Annotated in this window: 16 protein-coding genes; 2 read left to right on the top strand and 14 right to left on the bottom strand. The window is 57.4% G+C overall.

Annotation, left to right across the window (positions count from 1 at the left end; all coding sequences use genetic code 11):
• Positions 1-28: 28 nt before the first annotated feature.
• The 13 genes from galE to glyA form a co-directional block, all read right to left on the bottom strand.
• Positions 29-1,042 carry a UDP-glucose 4-epimerase GalE gene (gene galE, locus ACZIYR_RS14205; RefSeq protein ID WP_483527141.1) on the bottom strand — a complete coding sequence of 338 codons (1,014 nt, stop codon included), beginning with the start codon at positions 1,040-1,042 and terminating at the stop codon, positions 29-31.
• A 17-nt stretch (positions 1,043-1,059) separates the two neighbouring features.
• Positions 1,060-2,433, bottom strand: a complete 1,374-nt coding sequence (locus ACZIYR_RS14210; RefSeq protein ID WP_483527142.1) for an undecaprenyl-phosphate glucose phosphotransferase — start codon at positions 2,431-2,433, stop codon at positions 1,060-1,062.
• Positions 2,434-2,493: 60 nt separating this feature from the next.
• Positions 2,494-3,543: a glycosyltransferase family 4 protein gene (locus ACZIYR_RS14215; RefSeq protein WP_483527143.1), complete on the bottom strand. Its 1,050-nt coding sequence runs from the start codon at positions 3,541-3,543 to the stop codon at positions 2,494-2,496.
• Positions 3,544-3,552: 9 nt separating this feature from the next.
• On the bottom strand, positions 3,553-4,686 hold the full coding sequence (locus ACZIYR_RS14220; protein ID WP_483527144.1) for an EpsG family protein: 1,134 nt from the start codon (positions 4,684-4,686) through the stop codon (positions 3,553-3,555).
• Positions 4,683-5,540 carry a glycosyltransferase family 2 protein gene (locus ACZIYR_RS14225; RefSeq protein WP_483527145.1) on the bottom strand — a complete coding sequence of 286 codons (858 nt, stop codon included), beginning with the start codon at positions 5,538-5,540 and terminating at the stop codon, positions 4,683-4,685. The genes ACZIYR_RS14220 and ACZIYR_RS14225 overlap by 4 nt, the downstream gene beginning before the upstream one ends.
• Positions 5,541-5,551: 11 nt before the next feature.
• Positions 5,552-6,667: a polysaccharide pyruvyl transferase family protein gene (locus ACZIYR_RS14230; protein ID WP_483527146.1), complete on the bottom strand. Its 1,116-nt coding sequence runs from the start codon at positions 6,665-6,667 to the stop codon at positions 5,552-5,554.
• Positions 6,668-6,678: 11 nt separating this feature from the next.
• Entirely contained in the window at positions 6,679-7,683 is a 1,005-nt protein-coding gene (locus ACZIYR_RS14235) for a nitroreductase family protein (RefSeq protein WP_483527147.1), read from the bottom strand.
• Positions 7,667-8,974 (bottom strand): oligosaccharide flippase family protein, encoded by a 1,308-nt coding sequence (locus ACZIYR_RS14240; protein WP_483527148.1) that lies wholly within the window; start codon positions 8,972-8,974, stop codon positions 7,667-7,669. The genes ACZIYR_RS14235 and ACZIYR_RS14240 overlap by 17 nt, the downstream gene beginning before the upstream one ends.
• Before the next feature lie 626 nt (positions 8,975-9,600).
• The gene (locus tag ACZIYR_RS14245) at positions 9,601-11,055 is read right to left on the bottom strand and encodes an MBL fold metallo-hydrolase RNA specificity domain-containing protein (protein WP_483527149.1); all 1,455 of its coding nucleotides are present in this window, start codon (positions 11,053-11,055) and stop codon (positions 9,601-9,603) included.
• A 29-nt stretch (positions 11,056-11,084) separates the two neighbouring features.
• Entirely contained in the window at positions 11,085-12,437 is a 1,353-nt protein-coding gene (locus ACZIYR_RS14250; protein ID WP_483527150.1) for a UDP-glucose dehydrogenase family protein, read from the bottom strand.
• A gap of 174 nt (positions 12,438-12,611) precedes the next feature.
• A complete protein-coding gene (locus ACZIYR_RS14255; protein ID WP_483527151.1) occupies positions 12,612-12,959 on the bottom strand; it encodes a four helix bundle protein in 348 nt (115 codons plus the stop codon).
• 131 nt (positions 12,960-13,090) lie between these two features.
• The gene (locus ACZIYR_RS14260; protein ID WP_483527152.1) at positions 13,091-14,113 is read right to left on the bottom strand and encodes an NAD-dependent epimerase; all 1,023 of its coding nucleotides are present in this window, start codon (positions 14,111-14,113) and stop codon (positions 13,091-13,093) included.
• Positions 14,114-14,401: 288 nt separating this feature from the next.
• Complete coding sequence (gene glyA, locus ACZIYR_RS14265; protein ID WP_473035066.1) at positions 14,402-15,667, bottom strand: serine hydroxymethyltransferase; 1,266 nt, start codon at positions 15,665-15,667, stop codon at positions 14,402-14,404.
• A gap of 253 nt (positions 15,668-15,920) precedes the next feature.
• Between glyA and ACZIYR_RS14270 the strand changes: the two genes are divergently transcribed.
• Positions 15,921-16,175, top strand: a complete 255-nt coding sequence (locus ACZIYR_RS14270; RefSeq protein WP_483527153.1) for a hypothetical protein — start codon at positions 15,921-15,923, stop codon at positions 16,173-16,175.
• A gap of 107 nt (positions 16,176-16,282) precedes the next feature.
• Here the strand turns inward: ACZIYR_RS14270 and ACZIYR_RS14275 are convergent, their stop codons facing one another.
• On the bottom strand, positions 16,283-17,698 hold the full coding sequence (locus ACZIYR_RS14275) for a hypothetical protein (RefSeq protein ID WP_483527154.1): 1,416 nt from the start codon (positions 17,696-17,698) through the stop codon (positions 16,283-16,285).
• A gap of 249 nt (positions 17,699-17,947) precedes the next feature.
• Here ACZIYR_RS14275 and ACZIYR_RS14280 point away from each other — a divergent pair, with 249 nt between their 5' ends.
• Positions 17,948-18,376: an REP-associated tyrosine transposase gene (locus tag ACZIYR_RS14280; protein WP_473034419.1), complete on the top strand. Its 429-nt coding sequence runs from the start codon at positions 17,948-17,950 to the stop codon at positions 18,374-18,376.
• Positions 18,377-18,419: the final 43 nt, after the last annotated feature.

The raw sequence follows: 18,419 nt of genomic DNA on the forward strand, positions 1-18,419 counted from the left end.
TCCTGACAGCGGCGTGCCATCAGGCGAGTCACTCCGCATAGCCTTGAGGGTTGGTCGACTGCCAGCGCCAGGTGTCCCGCAGCATTGCCAGCAGATCACGCTCGGCTCGCCAGCCGAGCTCCTGTTCAGCCTTGGAGGCATCGGCCCAGAAGGCCGGCAGGTCACCGCTGCGGCGTGGCGCAAACCGGTACGGAACATCAACCCCGGTGACCTGCACGAACCCCTTGACCATCTCGAGCACCGATACGCCCTTGCCCGTGCCCAGGTTATAGCGCCTGACGCCAGGCTGATTCAGCGCCTGCAGCGCCATCAGGTGGCCCAGAGCCAGGTCGACGACGTGCAGGTAGTCACGCACGCAGGTGCCGTCGGGAGTCGGGTAGTCGTTGCCGTAGATGGCAAGCTCCGGCAGCCGCCCTACCGCCACCTGGCTGATATAGGGCATCAGGTTGTTGGGCGTTCCTCGCGGGTCCTCGCCGATCTGCCCGGAGGGATGGGCACCAATGGGATTGAAGTAGCGCAGCAGCGCCACGCTCCACCGCCCGTCGGCTGCCACCATATCTTCCAGTACCCGCTCCACCATCGCCTTGGAGGCCCCATAGGGATTGGAGGTGGTGCCCCGGGGCATGGTTTCCAGGTAAGGCACCGGTGCTTCGATGCCGTACACCGTGGCTGAGGAACTGAAGATGATGCGATGGACCCCGGCCGCTGCCATCGCCTGGCAGAGCACCAGGGTGCCGTACACGTTGTTATGGTAATACTCGAGCGGCTGGCCGACGCTCTCCCCCACCGCCTTTAAACCGGCGAAATGGATCACCGCTGCTATCCTGTGCGCGGCGAACACGTCATCCAGTAGGGTGCGGTCACGAATGTCGCCATGAATGAAGGTTGCCTGCCGGCCGGCGATGTTCCCCACGCGGCGCAGGGCGTCTCGTGAGCCGTTGCAGAGATTATCGACTACCACCACCTCATGCCCGGCCTGCAGCAGCTCCACCACGGTATGCGAGCCAATGTAGCCGGCACCGCCGGTTACCAAAATCGCCATGGGTTGTCTGATATGCCTCAATACGCGTTCTTGTTGATGAAACCCTTGAAAATGGTCAGGAAGATAATGCGAAGATCCAGCCAGAGTGACCAGTTGTCGATATACCAAAGGTCGTACTCAACGCGCTTCTCCATTTTCTCCAGGGTATCCGTCTCGCCGCGGAAGCCGTTGACTTGTGCCCAGCCGGTAATGCCCGGCTTGACCTTGTGGCGACGCATGTAGGATTCGACCAGCTCCTTGTAGTGTTCATTGTGAGCCAGGGCGTGGGGCCTTGGTCCCACGATGGACATACGCCCCTGCAGTACATTGTAGAACTGCGGGAGCTCGTCCAGGGAGGTACGGCGAAGAAAGGCTCCGATAGGCGTGACGCGGGCATCGCCCTTGGTCGCCTGAGTGACCTGGCCTGCTGACTCCTGATGAATTCTCATGGAGCGGAACTTGTAAACCTTGAACTGCTTGCCATTCACTCCGGTGCGATACTGCTTGAAAAGCACAGGCCCCGGGGAGCTGACCTTGATAGCCACCGCGATGGCCAGGCAAACGGGCAGAATCATCAGGCTGAGCAGCCCCCCCAGCACGACATCCTCCAGGCGTTTGACAACCCGCGCCATGCCATTCATCGGCGACACGCTCAGGTCGATGGCATAGTGCCCCGCCACTTCACTAATACGATGGTTCAGCAGGCGCATATCCTTGAACTCGGGGATAAATCGCACTTCGGCCGTATGGTTTCGCAACGCAAAGAAAATCGAGCGCACCACATAGCCGCGTTCGAGCGGCACGCAGATCCACACTTCACGGGCACCGGATTGCTGAACGCGCCTGGCCAGCCTATCCAAACCGCTCTGTGGCACAGCTTCCAATGCCGCAGGGCCCAGCCGTTCAACGCCTGCTATGGAGAAACCTTCTTCGGCAGATGCCCGCATCCCTTGCGCTACTTCCACCAGGTTTGGACCGGGCCCAACCAGAAACACCGAACGCCGTGCCAGCCCCTTGATGCGTGCCTGACGCAGCAGAAGCTGAGCCAGCACACGGACTCCGCCTGCCAGCACGAATGACATGAGTAGGGTCATCCCGACCCACAGCCGTGAGTAGCGCTCGGCCACATGGGCAAAGTAGATGATTGAGGTGGCCAGGACCCCGACCGCTAGCCAAACCAGAAGCAATCGACCCAAGAGCGTTGAGATAGTGGTTACCCGCCAGCGAGCATACCCTCCCAGCGCAGCGTTGAGCATCACCACCAGCAGGGCCATGATGACCATGGCCAGAACAAAGCGCTCTGGTAGCTGAATATTGCCAAAACGCCACCAATGTGCCAGCAAGCCGCCCAAAGCGACGGCAAGCGCATCAACGACGGGCACTATTAACTGAGCGGGATAGCGCTCTGTCAAACCTTTAGCCGGACTTATCATTTGTCTCAATATAGCATCAATTAAGAAAAAACTGGCACACTATGCCAAATAAACTGAATTCATATTATCCAAAAAGTCACCATACCTAAATGAATTCTCAAACACCAGCCTGGCATTCCTCCCCATCCGAAGACATTCATCGCGAGAGAGGTTTTCTAGCACGCCAGCCAAGTTATCAGCAGTTCCATCTGACAAGACAAGGCCATTAAAACCGTGAATCACGACCTCAGGCAGGGAGGTGCAATTTGATACTATCACAGGCTTGCCTACACGCATTGCCTCTAGAGGTGTTAGAGCAAATCCTTCCCATCGTGAAGGAATTATTATCACATCCATTGAGGCCATTTTTTCTAGAATACTTTTATGCCCAACCCAGCCGTGATTAAAAAAGGCCGGATCGATGTCACGCTCCTTACCTCTCACTGGGCCACCAAACAGGTGAACTTCTATTCTATCATCTAAAGAAGAGACAGCCCTCTCGAGGAGGTCAAACCCCTTCTGATAATCAAACCTCCCAAAAAAGCCCACTTTCAAAGGCCCCTCGGGACGTGCTTCGAGCAGACTCACCTGTTCATAACTGAGGTCTGGAATTCCGGAATAAACGAGGCTAATCTTCTCTGGAGGAAACCCTACCTTAGTGGCTGCGATCATTTCTTCCATAGACATGCAAACAATATTATCACACCGCCCCGCCAGCCACCTTTCCACAAACCTGAAAGACATTCTAACAGCTTTAGTCACGTCCTGCTTGAAGAAGCTCCACGAATGTGGCGTATATATAACCTTTGCCTGATGACGCCTTAGCCTAACATACAGACCGGGAAATGTACTGTGACAATGCACTACATCAGCGCCCAAATCTCTAATTATTCCTTCCAGCTTCTTAGAAATCCGACCGAATTCCCACGGTTTTCGGGATGACCGATACCCCAAGACAGAGACGTCCAGCTCACGACTATCCAATGCAAGTTGATCCGAGTCTGCAAGCAAGTGGACACGATAGCCACGGGCGACTTGATCTCTAATCAGCACCTCTACGTAGCTAGCAATGCCACCTTTCCACGCCTCGACAACATGAACAATATTCACACCAACACCTCAGAAAAATGTATATCCCAACGTATCCCGGGCACTCTTCGTGGAGACAATCATAACCCAAAGTGCCAGAAAAGAGAACATCAAAACAAACCCTGATATACTTCTCAGAAACCAAAGCCTCTGAACAACTAGTGCAACCATAACCGGCATCACAAGGAAAATAGCTGGAAAGAAGCGCTCAGAAACATCGCCAACAGACATACTAAAAAACATTAAACTTAAAAAAAGCATAACATATAACTGCAACACTGCCGATGAATATCTTTCTGGAGGGCAAACATAAAGAAACAGCAGCGAAACCACGGCACATAACCAAAAATTCAGCCGAGTCCACACCGCACCAACATGAGCCTCCCTACCTCCCTCAAAATAGAGAAAATACTTTTCATCGAGCCCTGAAATTCCTACAAAACCCACAACTAGTCTAGCGACATCCTCGAATAGGAACGCTCCAACCAGCATCAGCATCGGAATGCCAAGAAGAGCAACGTGTTTCTTAAAAACCGAAATCTTTAGCAAAGGAACAATAATCAGCAGCAACGCGGACCAATGCATTCCAACCGACACAATCACGCCCGCTAAAAACTTAAAATAGCGGCGCTCAAAAAACCAGCAAAATGCAAGCAGCCCCACAGGAAGAGCCAATGTCTGACGCATTGCATTTCCACTGTATACGAAATAATATGTCAAAAACACCAAAGCAAAGATCAAAGGGTTTATTGTATAGTATCGACATACTTTATGATATGCCCAAAACACCATCGCAAAAGCCAGTACATAGTTTACCAACAACCAGCCTCTGGCTGAGAGCCACCCTGAAAACAAACTTTGAAAAGGCCACCATAAAAATTCCGTATTGCCATACTCAGCAGCTCCGACACTCCAAGCTGACCATGCCCCATCCAAAGCCAACCACGCCCTTACATAATTTTGAGTATCAAAACCCGCATCAAGAGGACGAAAACCAATAATAATCAGCCCAACAGAAAAAACGGGGAAGACCAGAAACGCCAAGTCAACAATACGATCACTTCGCAAAAGCGAGCTTCTTCGCCCACAGACAAGTCGCCCATGATCAGCATAAAAATGGGCCATAAAAGAAAAAAGCAGAAAAACTGCTAAAGTCAGTATCAACCATATCTCCTAGAAAAAAACCTACGGAAACCAACAATCATAAATCGCCGAATATACTTCAAAAAGGAAAAAGCACTAAACCCCATAAATTCTATCGAGCTCACACGCCCTCTTTTAAACAACAGATAGTAAACCTCCAGCTCCCCTTTTTCCATTTCCCAAAGGTCACCACTCAGCCCACCAGCCCCATAAGCATCTTTGTAAATGTACGTCAACGGAAAGGCCGATGCGGCGCACAAATAGTCCTTGGAACATATTTCGCATGCTAACAGGTATTCTTCACTATACTTTTTCCCCTCCAAGAAGCGTTCCGAAACATCGCGCCTCACCATGACCGTGGGAGTAGGAAAATAATTCTTCGCCAGCAAGCGAAACTTACTAATCGGAAAAAATGCTGTATGGATACTTCCTCTTGAAGGCACGACACTGTCTTCAGCTTCGCTCTCTGAGCGAAGAACAAATGCGTGACCGGATAGCACCACCTCCGGATGAGCTTTCATCCAACTATACTGAATCTCCAGTTTATTAGGATGCCAAGCATCATCGGCATCCAGAAAGGCGATATAATCACCACTGGCAGCAGCCCAACCCGTATTACGTGCAGTTCCTGGGCCTTTATTCTCAGGCAATGCAATGATCTTTAACCAGCCATCATCATAGCGCCTGACCAGCTCATAAAGCTTATCCAACGTATTATCGCTACTACAATCATCCACCACAATCACTTCTAGGGGTTGCAGGGTTTGTGCCAACACTGAGTCTACGGCACGCTGGATAACATCACCTGAACAAAAGCAAGGGATAACTACACTGACGGGGATAGTATATCCATGAACAAGTTGCTCATTCTTCATGCGTTGCCCCCTCACAACGCAAGCGCTTCTTTAATGAAATTTTCAGATTCAGATCTCCAATGCTCGAGCTCAGCATTTACTGCCTCATAATTGATCGGACGATTCATCAATATTGCAACTGAAATGCTACCACCTTCGTTCACCAAACGATCCTGTAGTCCCAGCCGTCCAAGAAATGACTCGAACCTGCTAGCTCCACGCTTCTTATTTGCAATCACAACAAAAGGCTTATTATAAAGAACAGAAAACAGCATGCCGTGGAACGAGTCTGTAAGCACAAAGCTGGCATCAGAAAAAGCTTTCACCCATTCGGCAATAGAGTAGGTCTGAAATGCATTATGCTTTTCGTAAATTCGCTCAACTCCACCCGAGCCATTAAGCTCCGATAATAAGTCATCAAGGAGCGATTCACTAAAGGAAGACTCATCCAGCACGTAGTACAGGAAACTTTGATGTTCGGCGTCAGGAATATCCTGAATCATGGACTCATAGAACTCAAGCCCTACCAATAAGGTCGGGTCAAGAACATGAACAGCATCAGTCCGGCCGAACTCTTCACACAAAGCCAGTCCTGACGTCTCACGTACCGAAACAGCATCAAAAGCAGCCAGCCAGTGTTTTACCTCATTTGCTTTTTCTGGATATTCCCAGTGATCCACTCCAAAAGAGGCGGAAAAGGAAACACGGCGCACCCTAGAGCTTTCTAAAAAATCCAAAAAATATGCACCATAATACACTTTGTCAATGTATTGCATCCGCCATACCTGATCACTGCCGACCACAACAGCATCAAGATTGCTCTCCTGAACAACGGCCTTAAGCTCCTCCTTTGTCACCACGAATCGTGTTTGACGGGGAAAGGCAGAATCAATAAATGGCTTATGCAGGGCACTATTTATACGCACTGACCGAAACTTCTTAAAATTCTGGACAGGTAGCATCTCAAGGCATTTTATCAACAGCCTCTTCCATAAAGGATGATAAAACTCCTTCCTGATAAGAACAGGCTGACACCCTATCCGGTCAAGGTAACCATACAGCGCAACTGCCTGTAAAATCCCACCATAATTATCCTTTAAAGGCAGGGTTAAAACACCGACTCTTTTAGCCCATGATTTATGCAACATCTCGATCCCACTCAATGTATTTTATAAAACTCTGACAATGAAAGCCTTGGAGACTTAGCATAAATAGCTTCATCGAAGGGATACCCAAAAGCTATGGCCAAGACAACGACTTCGTTTTTTGGCACATATCTCATCTTGCGAAATGACCAATCTTTGAAGAATGAATTGCACCAATTCAAAGGGCAGGAGGCCATACCCATCGCCTGAATTGCATACATCAGGTTCATTGAGAATATCCCCCCATCCACATATGGCTGGTTACGCTCATCTGGACTATAAAATGCCCGCACATCACTGGTCACAAGCGCCAACCATGGTATATTTTCATTAAAACCGGCATTACCATTCTGATATCGAAGAACGTCGGCAACCTTGCTACCCGTAAAAAAATGAACACGCCAGTGCTGACGATTACACACTGAAGGAGAAGTAATTGCCATCGACATTATTTCAGCCAACTCAGCTTCTCCAATATTACGGCTTCTCTCCAAATCGTAGTGACGACAAGAGCGACGAGAGTGACAAAGACTCTTGAAACCAGAGTTGGTGCCATTATCAGACCACACCTCAAGGGCATAAAAGCCTGCACGCTCGCATATGGAATGATCAAAATCTATTATGAAAGGCTGCACCGCACCTGTAAAGAAATCAGGCTCAGCCACTTGGTGCTTTACATGAAATAAACGATAGGCCTTAAGCGCACCCAATCCTATATAGTACACTTCTTGCTTGCCATATTTATCACGATAAAGCACCAAATTTTCACATAAACGAGCAATTACCTCTTTCCCAAAACCCAAACGGGGTGAAGGGAGAGAGAAGGCTTTTTCAAGACGGTGCTTATCCTGAAGAACCCATGCTTCAAGAGTCTGCCGGTCACTTTTTATTGAAGTTTTTTTGGCATAAAACCTCTTGAATCGCCAATAGTCATATGTCGCATTGACCTCTAACCACACCGTCTGCGCAAGCCATTTAAGCAATTTTTTCGCCACCTGGACCTCACTCCACAATCTCATGAACCACTGCTGGATTTACCACATACTTCTGGGCCGCCCAATAATACAACATCAACAGTAAAATATCACTCAACACAGCCGACAAGGCAGCTCCTATCACGCCAACCATTGGAATCATGACAATATTCATCGTGACACAGAATGCAGCCACAACCCCCATACACCGGACCTTCAGCCTCATATTATTCTGGGTAACCAGGACCGACCCAACGCTACTTGCCAAAAAGCGCACAGGCACACCTAGTGCTAAAATATTAATAATATAAACGGAATCAACAAACTCTTCGCCAAACAATAAAGGCATTGCCCACCAAGAATTCGCAACCAGCATAACCAGGGCAACAACTCCAATAAGGAGCATATATAGATTTCCGCGCTGATAGCTACGAATCAGTGCCTCTTTATCATGACTAGCCCAGCGGTGCAATTTTGGCAAAAGAAACTTCTGATAGATGACTGATGGGAAAAGATAAACAGCCATCATTACCACAAAGGCTGCATTATAAACACCTGCCGAATCAGCACCATCAAGGTACTGCAACAGAATGACTACACTTTGAAAAAGCACTAGGTGGAACAAACCGGCAACACCGAACGGCCATGCATTGCAAGCGACATGCATAGCAGAGGGTGAAGATAACTCACCATCTAGTCTCTCACCTGCCCCCCCATGTCCATGCAGCGAAAAGTTACCGCACCACATCCTTGACAACACCCAGAAGCCTGTAAAAAAAATCAACATTGACACTACAGAGTAAGCCAAGGCAGCCTGATAAACATCAAACCTACTGGAAAAAAACCAAGCCCCCGCCATCACTATAACCAATCGAAAGAAATGTGGAAAAAATTGCCATAGCGCCAACCTCATATACTTTTCTTCAAGTTGCAACTTACTACTCACCAGCTCAATAACCAACTGACCAAATACGTAGAAAAGCAACAACCAAAGAACCGATTTCATTGCATCATCATGGGGTCCAAAAGTAGCCCAAAAAATTAGTGCCAGCATTACGAGAAGCGTTGAGAAAGCTACAAACTTAAACGAGCCACGCCACCAGCGTCTTGCATTCCATCCCTCTTCGCCAAACACTTTCAGCCAGAATGGGGCCACTCCAAATCCAGCAAGAGGCACCAATAAAGTCACCATTGCCAAGGAAGATGCGAAGATACCAAAGTCAGTCTTCCCCAAAACACGAGCTAAAATCACCTGAGCAAAAAATGCACATCCTGCACCCAGAAGAGACCCTAGCCAAAGGAAAGAAATTGCACGAAAAGCACTAGTCTTTACCATTATTCATGCATCTCAAGTTCATCCAAATGTACCAGAAATATAAAACGTTGCCGGAAATTCGGCGCATAGCGCATGCCAACTCTTTTCTTCCCTTGGACAGCATGATATCGACTGTCACCTGGTAGTATTGCAGCATGAGAAAGTATAGCAATTTGGGGGTATCATGACCTCAATTGGGCCTCTCAGCCATATCGATCCATCTACCATTCGTCGCTCCGAAGCCGAAGGTACTGACCATCCCTCCCCTTGGAGTAGCAGTACATCCAATCAGCATGCTGCTATTAGCACAGAACCTCACTAGCGCCCTCGATCACGTCATGGCAGCTTCGCACGTACTCAGCCAGCACGCTCCGTTACGCCCGCAACAGCAGCCCCATCCCCCTTAGCACGTCATCTGGAGAATACGATGGCTACTCGCCAAGGAGTGGTTTCGCATGGGTCTTCTCTAATACATTATTCAGGCACGCTACCGCCCGGGGATTGATGCCGGGCGCATTCCCATACCCTATAGATGGAAGATCGATTCTAGGCATCCTGCACATTCAGGAAAATAAGGGTAGCCAAAAAGGGACGTCCAAAAGTGGGGCGATTCTAACCAATGCCTCAGGGGAACTCGATACGTCAGATCAGCTATCGGGTGGCTTTTTGTAACCCTCTACCACCGTGATCGGATGCCCCGCCGCCTCGGCCCAGGCGTCGATGGCGGCCTTGAGGGCCCGCTGGGCGTCGGGGTCGCCGTGTACCAGCCGCACCTCCTGTGGCGGGCGGCGCATGCGCCTTATGAAATCCAGGAGGTTGCGCTGATCGGCGTGGGCGGAGTAGCCGCTGACGGTTGCCACCCGGGCACGGATGTCGATGCGCTCGCCGTCGAGTTCCACCCAGCCGCCCCGTGGCCCGTAACGCTGGATCGTGCGGCCGGGGGTGCCCTCTCCCTGGTAGCCGATGAACAGCACGGCGTGGCGCGGGTCGGGCAGCATGCGCTTGAGGTAGTTGACCACCCGCCCGCCGCTGACCATGCCGCTGGCGGCGATGACCACCGCGGGGCGGTGGCTGGTGGCCAGGTAGTCGACGCTGCGTTCGTGCTCCTCGTGGCTTTCGACGGTGTAGAGATTCTCGAAGCTGAGCGGGTGGCGGCCGCTGCGCAGGCGCCGGTGGGCCTCGGCGTCCCACCAGGGCTTGAGGTCGCGGTAGACCTGAGTGAAGCGGGCGGCCAGGGGGGAGTCGACGACGATCTCCAGCTCGCGCCAGCGGCTGTCCCGCGCGCGGTGAAACAAGCCTTCCAGCTCGTAGAGCAGCTCCTGGGTGCGGCCAATGCTGAAGGCGGGGATGACCACGGTGCCGCCGTCTTCCAGGGCGCCGTCAATGGCGGCCTTGAGCCGCGCCTGCCGCCGGCGGCGGTCCTCGTGCAGGCGGTCGCCGTAGGTGCTTTCCAGCACCAGCACGTCGGCGCGGCTGGGCGGGCGGGGCGCGGGCAGCAGCGGCGCATGGGGCGCGCCCAGGTCGCCGGAGAACACCGTGCGCTGGCGTTTCCCACTGCTCTTGTCTTGCGTATCCATTTCCACATAGGCGGAACCAAGGATGTGCCCGGCGCGCTGCAGCCGGACCCTGAGGCGGTGGCGCTCGTCGTCGAGGAGGGTGTGCCAGCTCTTGTAGTCGAGGGCGACCAGGCGCGATTCCACTTCGGCAAGAAAGCGCTCGATCAGCGCCCGGTCGCGGGTGAAGCCGATCTTCAGAGCATCTTCGATCACCAGCGGCAGCAGCCGCGCCGAGGGCACCGAGCAGAGGATCGGCCCCTGGTAGCCGGCGGCCAGCAGGTAGGGCAGCCGCCCGATATGGTCGATATGCACGTGGGTGACGACCAGGGCCCGCACGTCGTCGACGGGGAAGCGCACCTGGTGCTGCTCGAACGCGCCCTGCCCTGCGCCGCCGTGGCCCTCGGCGGCCTGGTCCGCCACGTCCTGGCCCTGGAACAGGCCGCAGTCGAACAGCAGCGCCCGGTCGGGGGCGAGCTGCAGGCGGTGGCAGCTGCCGGTGACACCCGAGGCGCCACCGTGGTGAATGATGCGAGGGTAGTCGTCCATGACCGGTTTCCTTGTGGGTGGGGCCGGGCTCACACGCCTTGCGGCACGGCAGCCAGCGATTCGCCCCGCCCCACGGCGTAGTAGAGCAGGCCGGCCTGGCGCGCCAGCGTCGGGTCGTAGAGGTTGCGGCCGTCGACCACCACGGGGGTGGCGAGCTGGGCCTTGAGCCAGTGGAAGTCCACGGCGCGAAAGTCCTTCCACTCGGTGCAGATCACCAGGGCGTCGGCACCCTTCACCGCCTGGATGCGATCGCCGGCCAGCATCAGGTCGTCGCGCTCGCCGTAGAGGCGGCGGCATTCGGCCATGGCTTGGGGATCGTAGGCCTGCACCCTGGCGCCGGCTTCCCACAGCGCCTCCATCAGGGTGCGGCTGGGGGCGTCGCGCATGTCGTCGGTATTGGGCTTGAAGGCGAGCCCCCAGAGGGCAACGGTCTTGCCGGCCAGCTCGCCGTCGAAGGCCTGCAGCAGCTTGGCGAACAGGCTGCGCTTCTGGCGCTGGTTGACCGCCTCCACGGCGCCGAGCAGCTCGGCGCGATACCCCACCTGGCCGGCGGTGCGCGCCAGCGCCTGGACGTCCTTGGGAAAGCAGGAGCCGCCGTAGCCGCAGCCGGGGTAGATGAACTGGTAGCCGATGCGCGGATCGGAGCCGATGCCCAGGCGCACCTGCTCCACGTCGGCGCCCAGCCGCTCGGCGAGGTTGGCGATCTCGTTCATGAAGCTGATCTTGGTGGCCAGCATGGCGTTGGCGGCGTACTTGGTGAGCTCGGCGCTGCGCACGTCCATGAACATCAGCTTTTCCTGCTGACGAATATAGGGCGCGTAGCATTCTCGCATCAGCGCCTTTACCCGCTCGGCCTCGGTGCCCACCACGATTCGGGCGCCGTGGGTGAAGTCGTTGATGGCCGCCCCTTCCTTGAGAAACTCCGGGTTGGAGCAGACATCGAAGACCAGCGCCTTGCCCCGGGAGTCGAGGACGCCGGCCACGGTCTCGCGCACCCGGTCGGCGGTTCCCACCGGCACCGTCGACTTGTCGACGATCACCTTGTAGTCGGCCATGTGCTCGCCGATAGTCGCGGCCACGGCCAGTACGTACTGCAGGTCGGCGCTGCCGTCCTCGTCCGGCGGGGTGCCCACGGCGATGAACTGCACGGTGGCGAAGGCCACCGCCGCGGCAGGGTCGGTGGTGAAGGAGAGCCGCCCCGCCGCAACGTTCTCCTTGACCAGCCCTTCCAGGCCGGGCTCGTAGATGGGGATCTCCCCCTGCGTCAGGCGCTCGATCTTGGCGGCGTCCACGTCCATGCACATCACGTCGTGGCCCACGTCGGCGAGACAGGCGCCGGTGACCAGGCCCACATAGCCGGTGCCGAAGATGGTGATGTTCATTGATCACTCCGTTGAGGTTCGAGGTTCGAGGTTCGAGGGCCAAGGTTCGAGGTTCGAGGTTCGAGGTTCGAGGTTCGAGGTCCGAGGTTCGAGGTTCGAGGTTCGAGGTTCGAGGTTCGAGGGTCGAGGGTCGAGGGTCGAGGGTCGAGGGTTGAGGTTCGAGGGTCGAGAAAGCTATTGACGCTGCCGGAAGTGTTGCATCAGGCCGTAGAGCATCCGGGAGAGTTCGTGGGTTTCTTCCACCCACTGCTTACCAGAAGCTCTGTCGATATAACCGACCTGCATGCCTATATATATCTGAGTGCGCAGCTCGCCACACGAGCCTTTTGCGTAGTTGAGAAAACGGATGCGATCTTTCTCACCGACACGTTCGTATCCTTCAGCAATGTTACTCGCAACTGAGAGCGATGAGCGGGTGGTCTGATCCTTGAAGCCATAGTCCCGAGAATCCCCGAAATGACGGTAGATACACGTGCAAAGGCGCGCAGCACGCTTCCATACCTCCAGATCCTCGAACTGCATGACGCCCCCTCATCCTTGAATGACGCATGATATCCAAGAAGCTTCCTCGCCTCTCGCCCCTATTTCCTCGCCCCTCGCTCCTCGCCCCTTGTCCCTCGCCCCCTCGTCCCTATCTCCTCGTCCCTCGCCCCTCACACCCCGTAAAAGTCCCGATACCATGCCACGAAGTTCGCTACCCCCTCCTTGACCGGCGTCGAGGGCCGGTAGCCCACCGCCTGCGCCAGGGCGCTGGAGTCGGCGTAGGTGTCGGGCACGTCGCCAGGCTGCAGCGGCAGCAGCTCCTTGATGGCGGGCTTGCCCAGCGCTTCCTCGATGGCCTCGATATAGTCGCTCAGCTTGACCGGGGCGTTGTTGCCGATATTGAACAGCCGGTACGGGGCGTTGCTGCTGGCGGGGTCGGGGGCGCCGCTGCGCCACTCGGGGTCGGGCGTGGCGATATCGTCGCTGGCGCGAATCACGCCTTCGACGATGTCGTCGATATAGGTGAAGTCGCGACTGTGGTGGCCGTGATTGAACACCGGGATCGGCTCGCCGGCCAGGATATGCCGGGTGAACTTGAACAGCGCCATGTCGGGCCGGCCCCAGGGGCCGTAGACGGTGAAGAAGCGCAGGCCGGTGGTCGGCAGGCCGAACAGATGGCTGTAGCTGTGGGCCATCAGCTCGTTGGCGCGCTTGGTGGCAGCGTAGAACTGCAGCGGGTGGTCCACGCCGTGGTGCTCGCTGAACGGCATGGCGGTGTTGGCGCCGTAGACGCTGCTGGTGCTGGCGTAGGTCAGGTGGGCGATCTTGCCGTGGCGGCAGGCTTCCAGAATATTGGTGAACCCCAGCAGGTTGCTCTGCACGTAGCTGTGGGGGTTTTCCAGCGAGTAGCGCACCCCGGCCTGGGCGGCCAAATGGATCACCCGGTCGAAGGCGTGATCGATGAAGCACTGCTCCACCGCCGCAGGGTCGGCCAGATCGGCGCGAATGAAGGCGTAGTCGCTGCCGGTTTGGCGGGCCGTCGCTTCCAGCCGGGCCAGCCGGGCCTCCTTCAGCGAGACATCGTAGTAGTCGTTGACGCTGTCGAAGCCGACCACACTGTCGCCGCGCTCGAGCAGCCGCCTGGCCACATGGTAGCCGATGAACCCGGCGTTTCCGGTAACCAGCAGTTTCATGGTGTGGCGTCCTCGATCAAGCTGCGGCGGAGAATTTTTGGCTCATCGCAGACTGGCGTGAACTTGCCCTGTAGGAGGGAGCTTCAGCTCGCGAAGTAGCGCGCAGCGCAGCGCTACCCATGGGGCGCCTGCGGCGCCTTCGCCCGGCAGAGCCGGCCTCCCACAATACAACCTGCCAAACATGTTCACGCTAAAGTGCGAAGAACCAAATCTTTCACTCCACCAGGCTAGCAGGCTGCCGGGCATGGCGCCGATCGCTCCATGCCCGGCATACCCCGGCCTCGCCCCTCAGCGATAGACCGGGAAGTTGGCGCAGACGGCCTCGACCTTGCCCTTCACCTCGGCTTCCAGGGCGGCGGTGTCCTGCCCCTTGGCCATGGCGTCGAGGATGTCGCAGATCCAGCCGGCCAGATCGCGGCACTCGGCCTCGCCGAAGCCGCGGGTGGTCACCGCCGGGGTGCCGATGCGCAGGCCCGAGGTCACGAAGGGGCTCTGGGGATCGCCGGGCACGGCGTTCTTGTTGACGGTGATATGGGCGCGGCCCAGGGCGGCGTCCGCGTCCTTGCCGGTCAGGCCCTGCTTGATCAGCGAGAGCAAGAAGAGGTGGTCCTCGGTGCCGCCGGAGACGATGTCGTAGCCGCGCTCGATGAACACCCCGGCCATGGTCTGGGCGTTCTTCACCACCTGCTGCTGGTAGGTCTTGAACTCGGGGTCCATGGCCTCCTTGAAGCAGATCGCCTTGGCGGCGATGACGTGCTCCAGGGGGCCGCCCTGTCCGCCGGGGAAGACCGCCGACTGCAGCTTCTTCTCGATGGCCTCGTCGCCCTCGCTGGAGAGGATCAGGCCGCCGCGGGGGCCGCGCAGGGTCTTGTGGGTGGTGGTGGTGACCACGTGGGCGTGGGGCAGCGGCGTGGGATAGACGCCGGCGGCGACCAGGCCGGCCACGTGGGCCATGTCGACCAGCAGGTAGGCGCCCACTTCGTCGGCGATCTCGCGGAACTTGGCCCAGTCGATGATCTGGGAGTAGGCGGAGAAGCCGGCGATGATCATCTTGGGCTGGTGCTCGCGGGCCAGGCGGGCGACTTCGGCGTAGTCGATGCGGCCGCTGTCGTCGATGCCGTACTGCACGGCGTTGTAGTGCTTGCCCGAGAAGTTGGGCTTGGCGCCGTGGGTGAGGTGGCCGCCGGCGTCCAGGCTCATGCCCAGCACGGTGTCGCCCGGCTTGACCAGCGCCTGGAAGACGGCGCTGTTGGCTTGGGAGCCGGAGTGGGGCTGGACGTTGGCGTAGCTGGCGCCGAACAGCTCCTTGGCGTAGTCGATGGCCAGCTGCTCGACGATGTCGACGTATTCGCAGCCGCCGTAGTAGCGCTTGCCGGGGTAGCCTTCCGCATACTTGTTGGTGAGCTGGCTGCCCTGGGCTTCCAGCACACGCGGGCTGGCATAGTTCTCTGAGGCGATCAGCTCGATGTGCGCCTCCTGGCGAGCGACTTCCTTCTGCATCGCATCGAACAGGGCGTCATCGAAACCGGCAATCTGCATGTCACGGCTGAACATCGGCGGGAAACCTCGCATCTCGGGGAGAATCTGAGCGGGCATGATACCCCAGCCCATGACGCCTTTCACATGAAAGGGCGTCATGGGTGGGTGCAAGAATTCTCATGCGAGGTTTAGAGAGAGCGCGGTCACAGGCGGGTGTGCGGGGATGGCGGCAACATTACGCCAACTATTGATAACAGTTTTCATTTGCAATAGAGTCGTCCTATCCGCGGTTCCGACTACCCGATTCGACAACCGGAAGGACTCCCTCATGATGACGCCCGACGTACCGCTGCCTGCCTTGACGCAAGATCGCCTGTTCTGCGCCTGCCTGATCGCCACCGTTGCCACCTCGATCGCCTGTATCGGGCTGCAACTGGTGCCCTTGCTCGTCACCACTGATCTCGCCTGGCGCACCACCCTGGAGCCGGCCCTGGTGGCCGCCGTGATCGTGCTCTCGGGGCTGACGGCATTGGCGGCGTTTCGCCACCTGCGCCGCTCCCAGCAGGTGCTTTCGACGCACTGACGAGACGCGCTGTGCCAGCATCAACACGCCCCGCTCGACCATGCCGAGCGGGGCGTGTTGGCTTGTGTCAGCCGCCATCGACCGGCGGCTGACGAGTGGCGACCGCCTCAGCGGGTCTCCACGTTGAACGAGACCTTGTCGGGCAGGCCCAGGGGGTCGCCGGTGTAGGTGGCCAGGTTGCTCTCCGCCGGCAGGCCGATAGCGACCTCCAGTTCGCTGGCGTTGCCTTCCAGCAGCTCCACCAGCCCCATCAGGACCGCCTGCGCCTCGGGGCCGAACATCATGCCGAAGCCTTCAGCCTGGGTGCGCGCCTGCTCGATGAACTGGGCCTCGGTGACCCCTTCCATGGCGGCGCCCAGGGTGGCCAGGCGGCCGAACAGGCCCTCGTTGCCGATGGTCAGGCGGATGTCGCCGCCCAGCAGGGTGGCGGTTTCGATCAGGCCGGTATCGGCGAAGACGTCGGCCGGCTCGGCGCCCTCGGGCAGCAGCAGCGGCAGGTCGATATCGAACAGCAGGCGCACGGCGTCATGGGCGGTGATATGGCTGTCGCTCTTCACCCGGCTGTGGTCGCCGCCCTCCTCCCAGTTGCCGAGAAAGGCGGCGTCCAGGCGCAGCGTGCCGCTGCCGTCGGTGAGCACGTTGCTGGCCATGCGCAGCTGGGCGCGCTCGCTCTCCGGGGCCAGTTCGATCATCTTGGCCAGGTCGAGGGCGAACGCCTCGAGGCGCAGGCCACCCTCGCCGTCGCTGAAGTCGCCGTCGATCTCGAGCCGCGACAGGCTGCCCACCAGGCGGTCGGACTCCACCGCGAAGTCGCGCATCAGCAGCGCGTCGAGGCGCTCCTCATCGCCGTCCAGGCCCGCGAGGCCATCGATGCGCAGCGAGGCCAGACTGAAGGAGCCCGAGCCCAGCTCGTCGAGATTCTCGCCGGCACCGGCCACGCCCTCGATCTCCAGCATGCCGATGGCGTCATGGGCCAGCGCCTCGCCGCGCAGGCTGTCGATGGTCAGGCGACCCTCGCTGGCGGTGAAGGGGGTGCCGTAGAAGAGGTCCTCGGCGATCTCCGAGGCCAGGTCGACGACGATATCGTCGATGGCCAGGCGGCCCAGGCGGAAGTCCTCCGGCGCCAGGCTGTCGTCGAGCGGGAAGACCGCCCGGGAGGGCTCGCCCAGCACGATGCGCGCGGCGCTCATCAACGTCAGGTCGGTGAGGCCATCCTCGATGCGCACCCCCTCCAGGGTCACCTCGTCGGGGCTGTCGTAGTCGCCGCTGACCACGTAGCGGTCGATGATCAGGCGCTCACCCTCATCGGCCTCGAAGACGAAGTCCTCGGCGGTCACCCGCGAGCGCATCATGGCGCTGGAGACATCGCCGATCTCGACGCTGCCGTAGCCGCCGAACATGGCGCGCAGGTCGGCTTCCAGACGCTCGGCATCGGCCAGGGCGCTGCCGGAGACCCCCAGCAACGCGGCCAGGGCCAGAGCGGAGCCGGCCCGGGCCGGACGGGTACAGGTTGCAATGGTCATTCGTCACCTCCGTTGTGATGGAACCCTTGAGTCTAACAGCCGCTCCGAAAGATGCGAGTCGGTGCTGCCAACCGGGGCGCCTGCCACACCGGGGCGCCTGCCACACCGGGGCGCCTACGGCGCCTTCGCCCGGCGGAGCCGGCCTCCCACAACAGCCGGCCTCCCACTCCCGCAACAGCCAGCACTGCCAATCCCCAGAAGGCTGAAGTGAACTAGGCTGAGACCAAACGTCTTCAAGGATGAAACGCGATGTTCAACAGCCAGAGCCTCCGGCTTGGGCGACGATCACTGCCCGGACATGACTATCTCATCACCATCGTGACTCGAAAACGCCAACCCTATTTTGCAGAATTCCAACCTGCCTGTTCAGCATGCCAACAATTCTATGCCGAGGCAGTGGAGCGGCATGGACAAACTTTGAGCTTTGTCGTGATGCCGGACCACATTCACTGGTTGTTGCGACTAGAAGGAGACCTGTCACAGGCCGTGAGGCTCTACAAGGCCAAGGTATCCCTCAGCGTGGGCACTCGACTCTGGCAGGATGGTTTCCACGATCATGCCCTTCGTGATGACGACGACTTAAGGCAGGTTGCTCGATACATCGTGGCCAATCCGTTACGCGCTGGCTTGGTCAAAGACATTGGCAACTATCCTTACTGGAATGCTATTTGGCTCTGAGCCAGTGCTGCCAACCGGAGCGCCTGCGGCGCCTTCGTGGGAG

The organism is Billgrantia sp. NRB1, assembly GCF_056921725.1.

Bases quoted from the DNA above. Each gene is read 5' to 3' on its own strand.
- galE (WP_483527141.1), bottom strand. From the start codon at position 1,042: ATGGCGATTTTGGTAACCGGCGGTGCCGGCTACATTGGCTCGCATACC.
- ACZIYR_RS14225 (WP_483527145.1), bottom strand. From the start codon at position 5,540: ATGAAGAATGAGCAACTTGTTCATGGATATACTATCCCCGTCAGTGTA.
- ACZIYR_RS14230 (WP_483527146.1), bottom strand. From the start codon at position 6,667: ATGTTGCATAAATCATGGGCTAAAAGAGTCGGTGTTTTAACCCTGCCT.
- ACZIYR_RS14235 (WP_483527147.1), bottom strand. From the start codon at position 7,683: ATGAGATTGTGGAGTGAGGTCCAGGTGGCGAAAAAATTGCTTAAATGG.
- ACZIYR_RS14240 (WP_483527148.1), bottom strand. From the start codon at position 8,974: ATGGTAAAGACTAGTGCTTTTCGTGCAATTTCTTTCCTTTGGCTAGGG.
- ACZIYR_RS14245 (WP_483527149.1), bottom strand. From the start codon at position 11,055: ATGGACGACTACCCTCGCATCATTCACCACGGTGGCGCCTCGGGTGTC.
- ACZIYR_RS14250 (WP_483527150.1), bottom strand. From the start codon at position 12,437: ATGAACATCACCATCTTCGGCACCGGCTATGTGGGCCTGGTCACCGGC.
- ACZIYR_RS14255 (WP_483527151.1), bottom strand. From the start codon at position 12,959: ATGCAGTTCGAGGATCTGGAGGTATGGAAGCGTGCTGCGCGCCTTTGC.
- ACZIYR_RS14260 (WP_483527152.1), bottom strand. From the start codon at position 14,113: ATGAAACTGCTGGTTACCGGAAACGCCGGGTTCATCGGCTACCATGTG.
- glyA (WP_473035066.1), bottom strand. From the start codon at position 15,667: ATGTTCAGCCGTGACATGCAGATTGCCGGTTTCGATGACGCCCTGTTC.
- ACZIYR_RS14270 (WP_483527153.1), top strand. From the start codon at position 15,921: ATGATGACGCCCGACGTACCGCTGCCTGCCTTGACGCAAGATCGCCTG.
- ACZIYR_RS14275 (WP_483527154.1), bottom strand. From the start codon at position 17,698: ATGACCATTGCAACCTGTACCCGTCCGGCCCGGGCCGGCTCCGCTCTG.
- ACZIYR_RS14280 (WP_473034419.1), top strand. From the start codon at position 17,948: ATGTTCAACAGCCAGAGCCTCCGGCTTGGGCGACGATCACTGCCCGGA.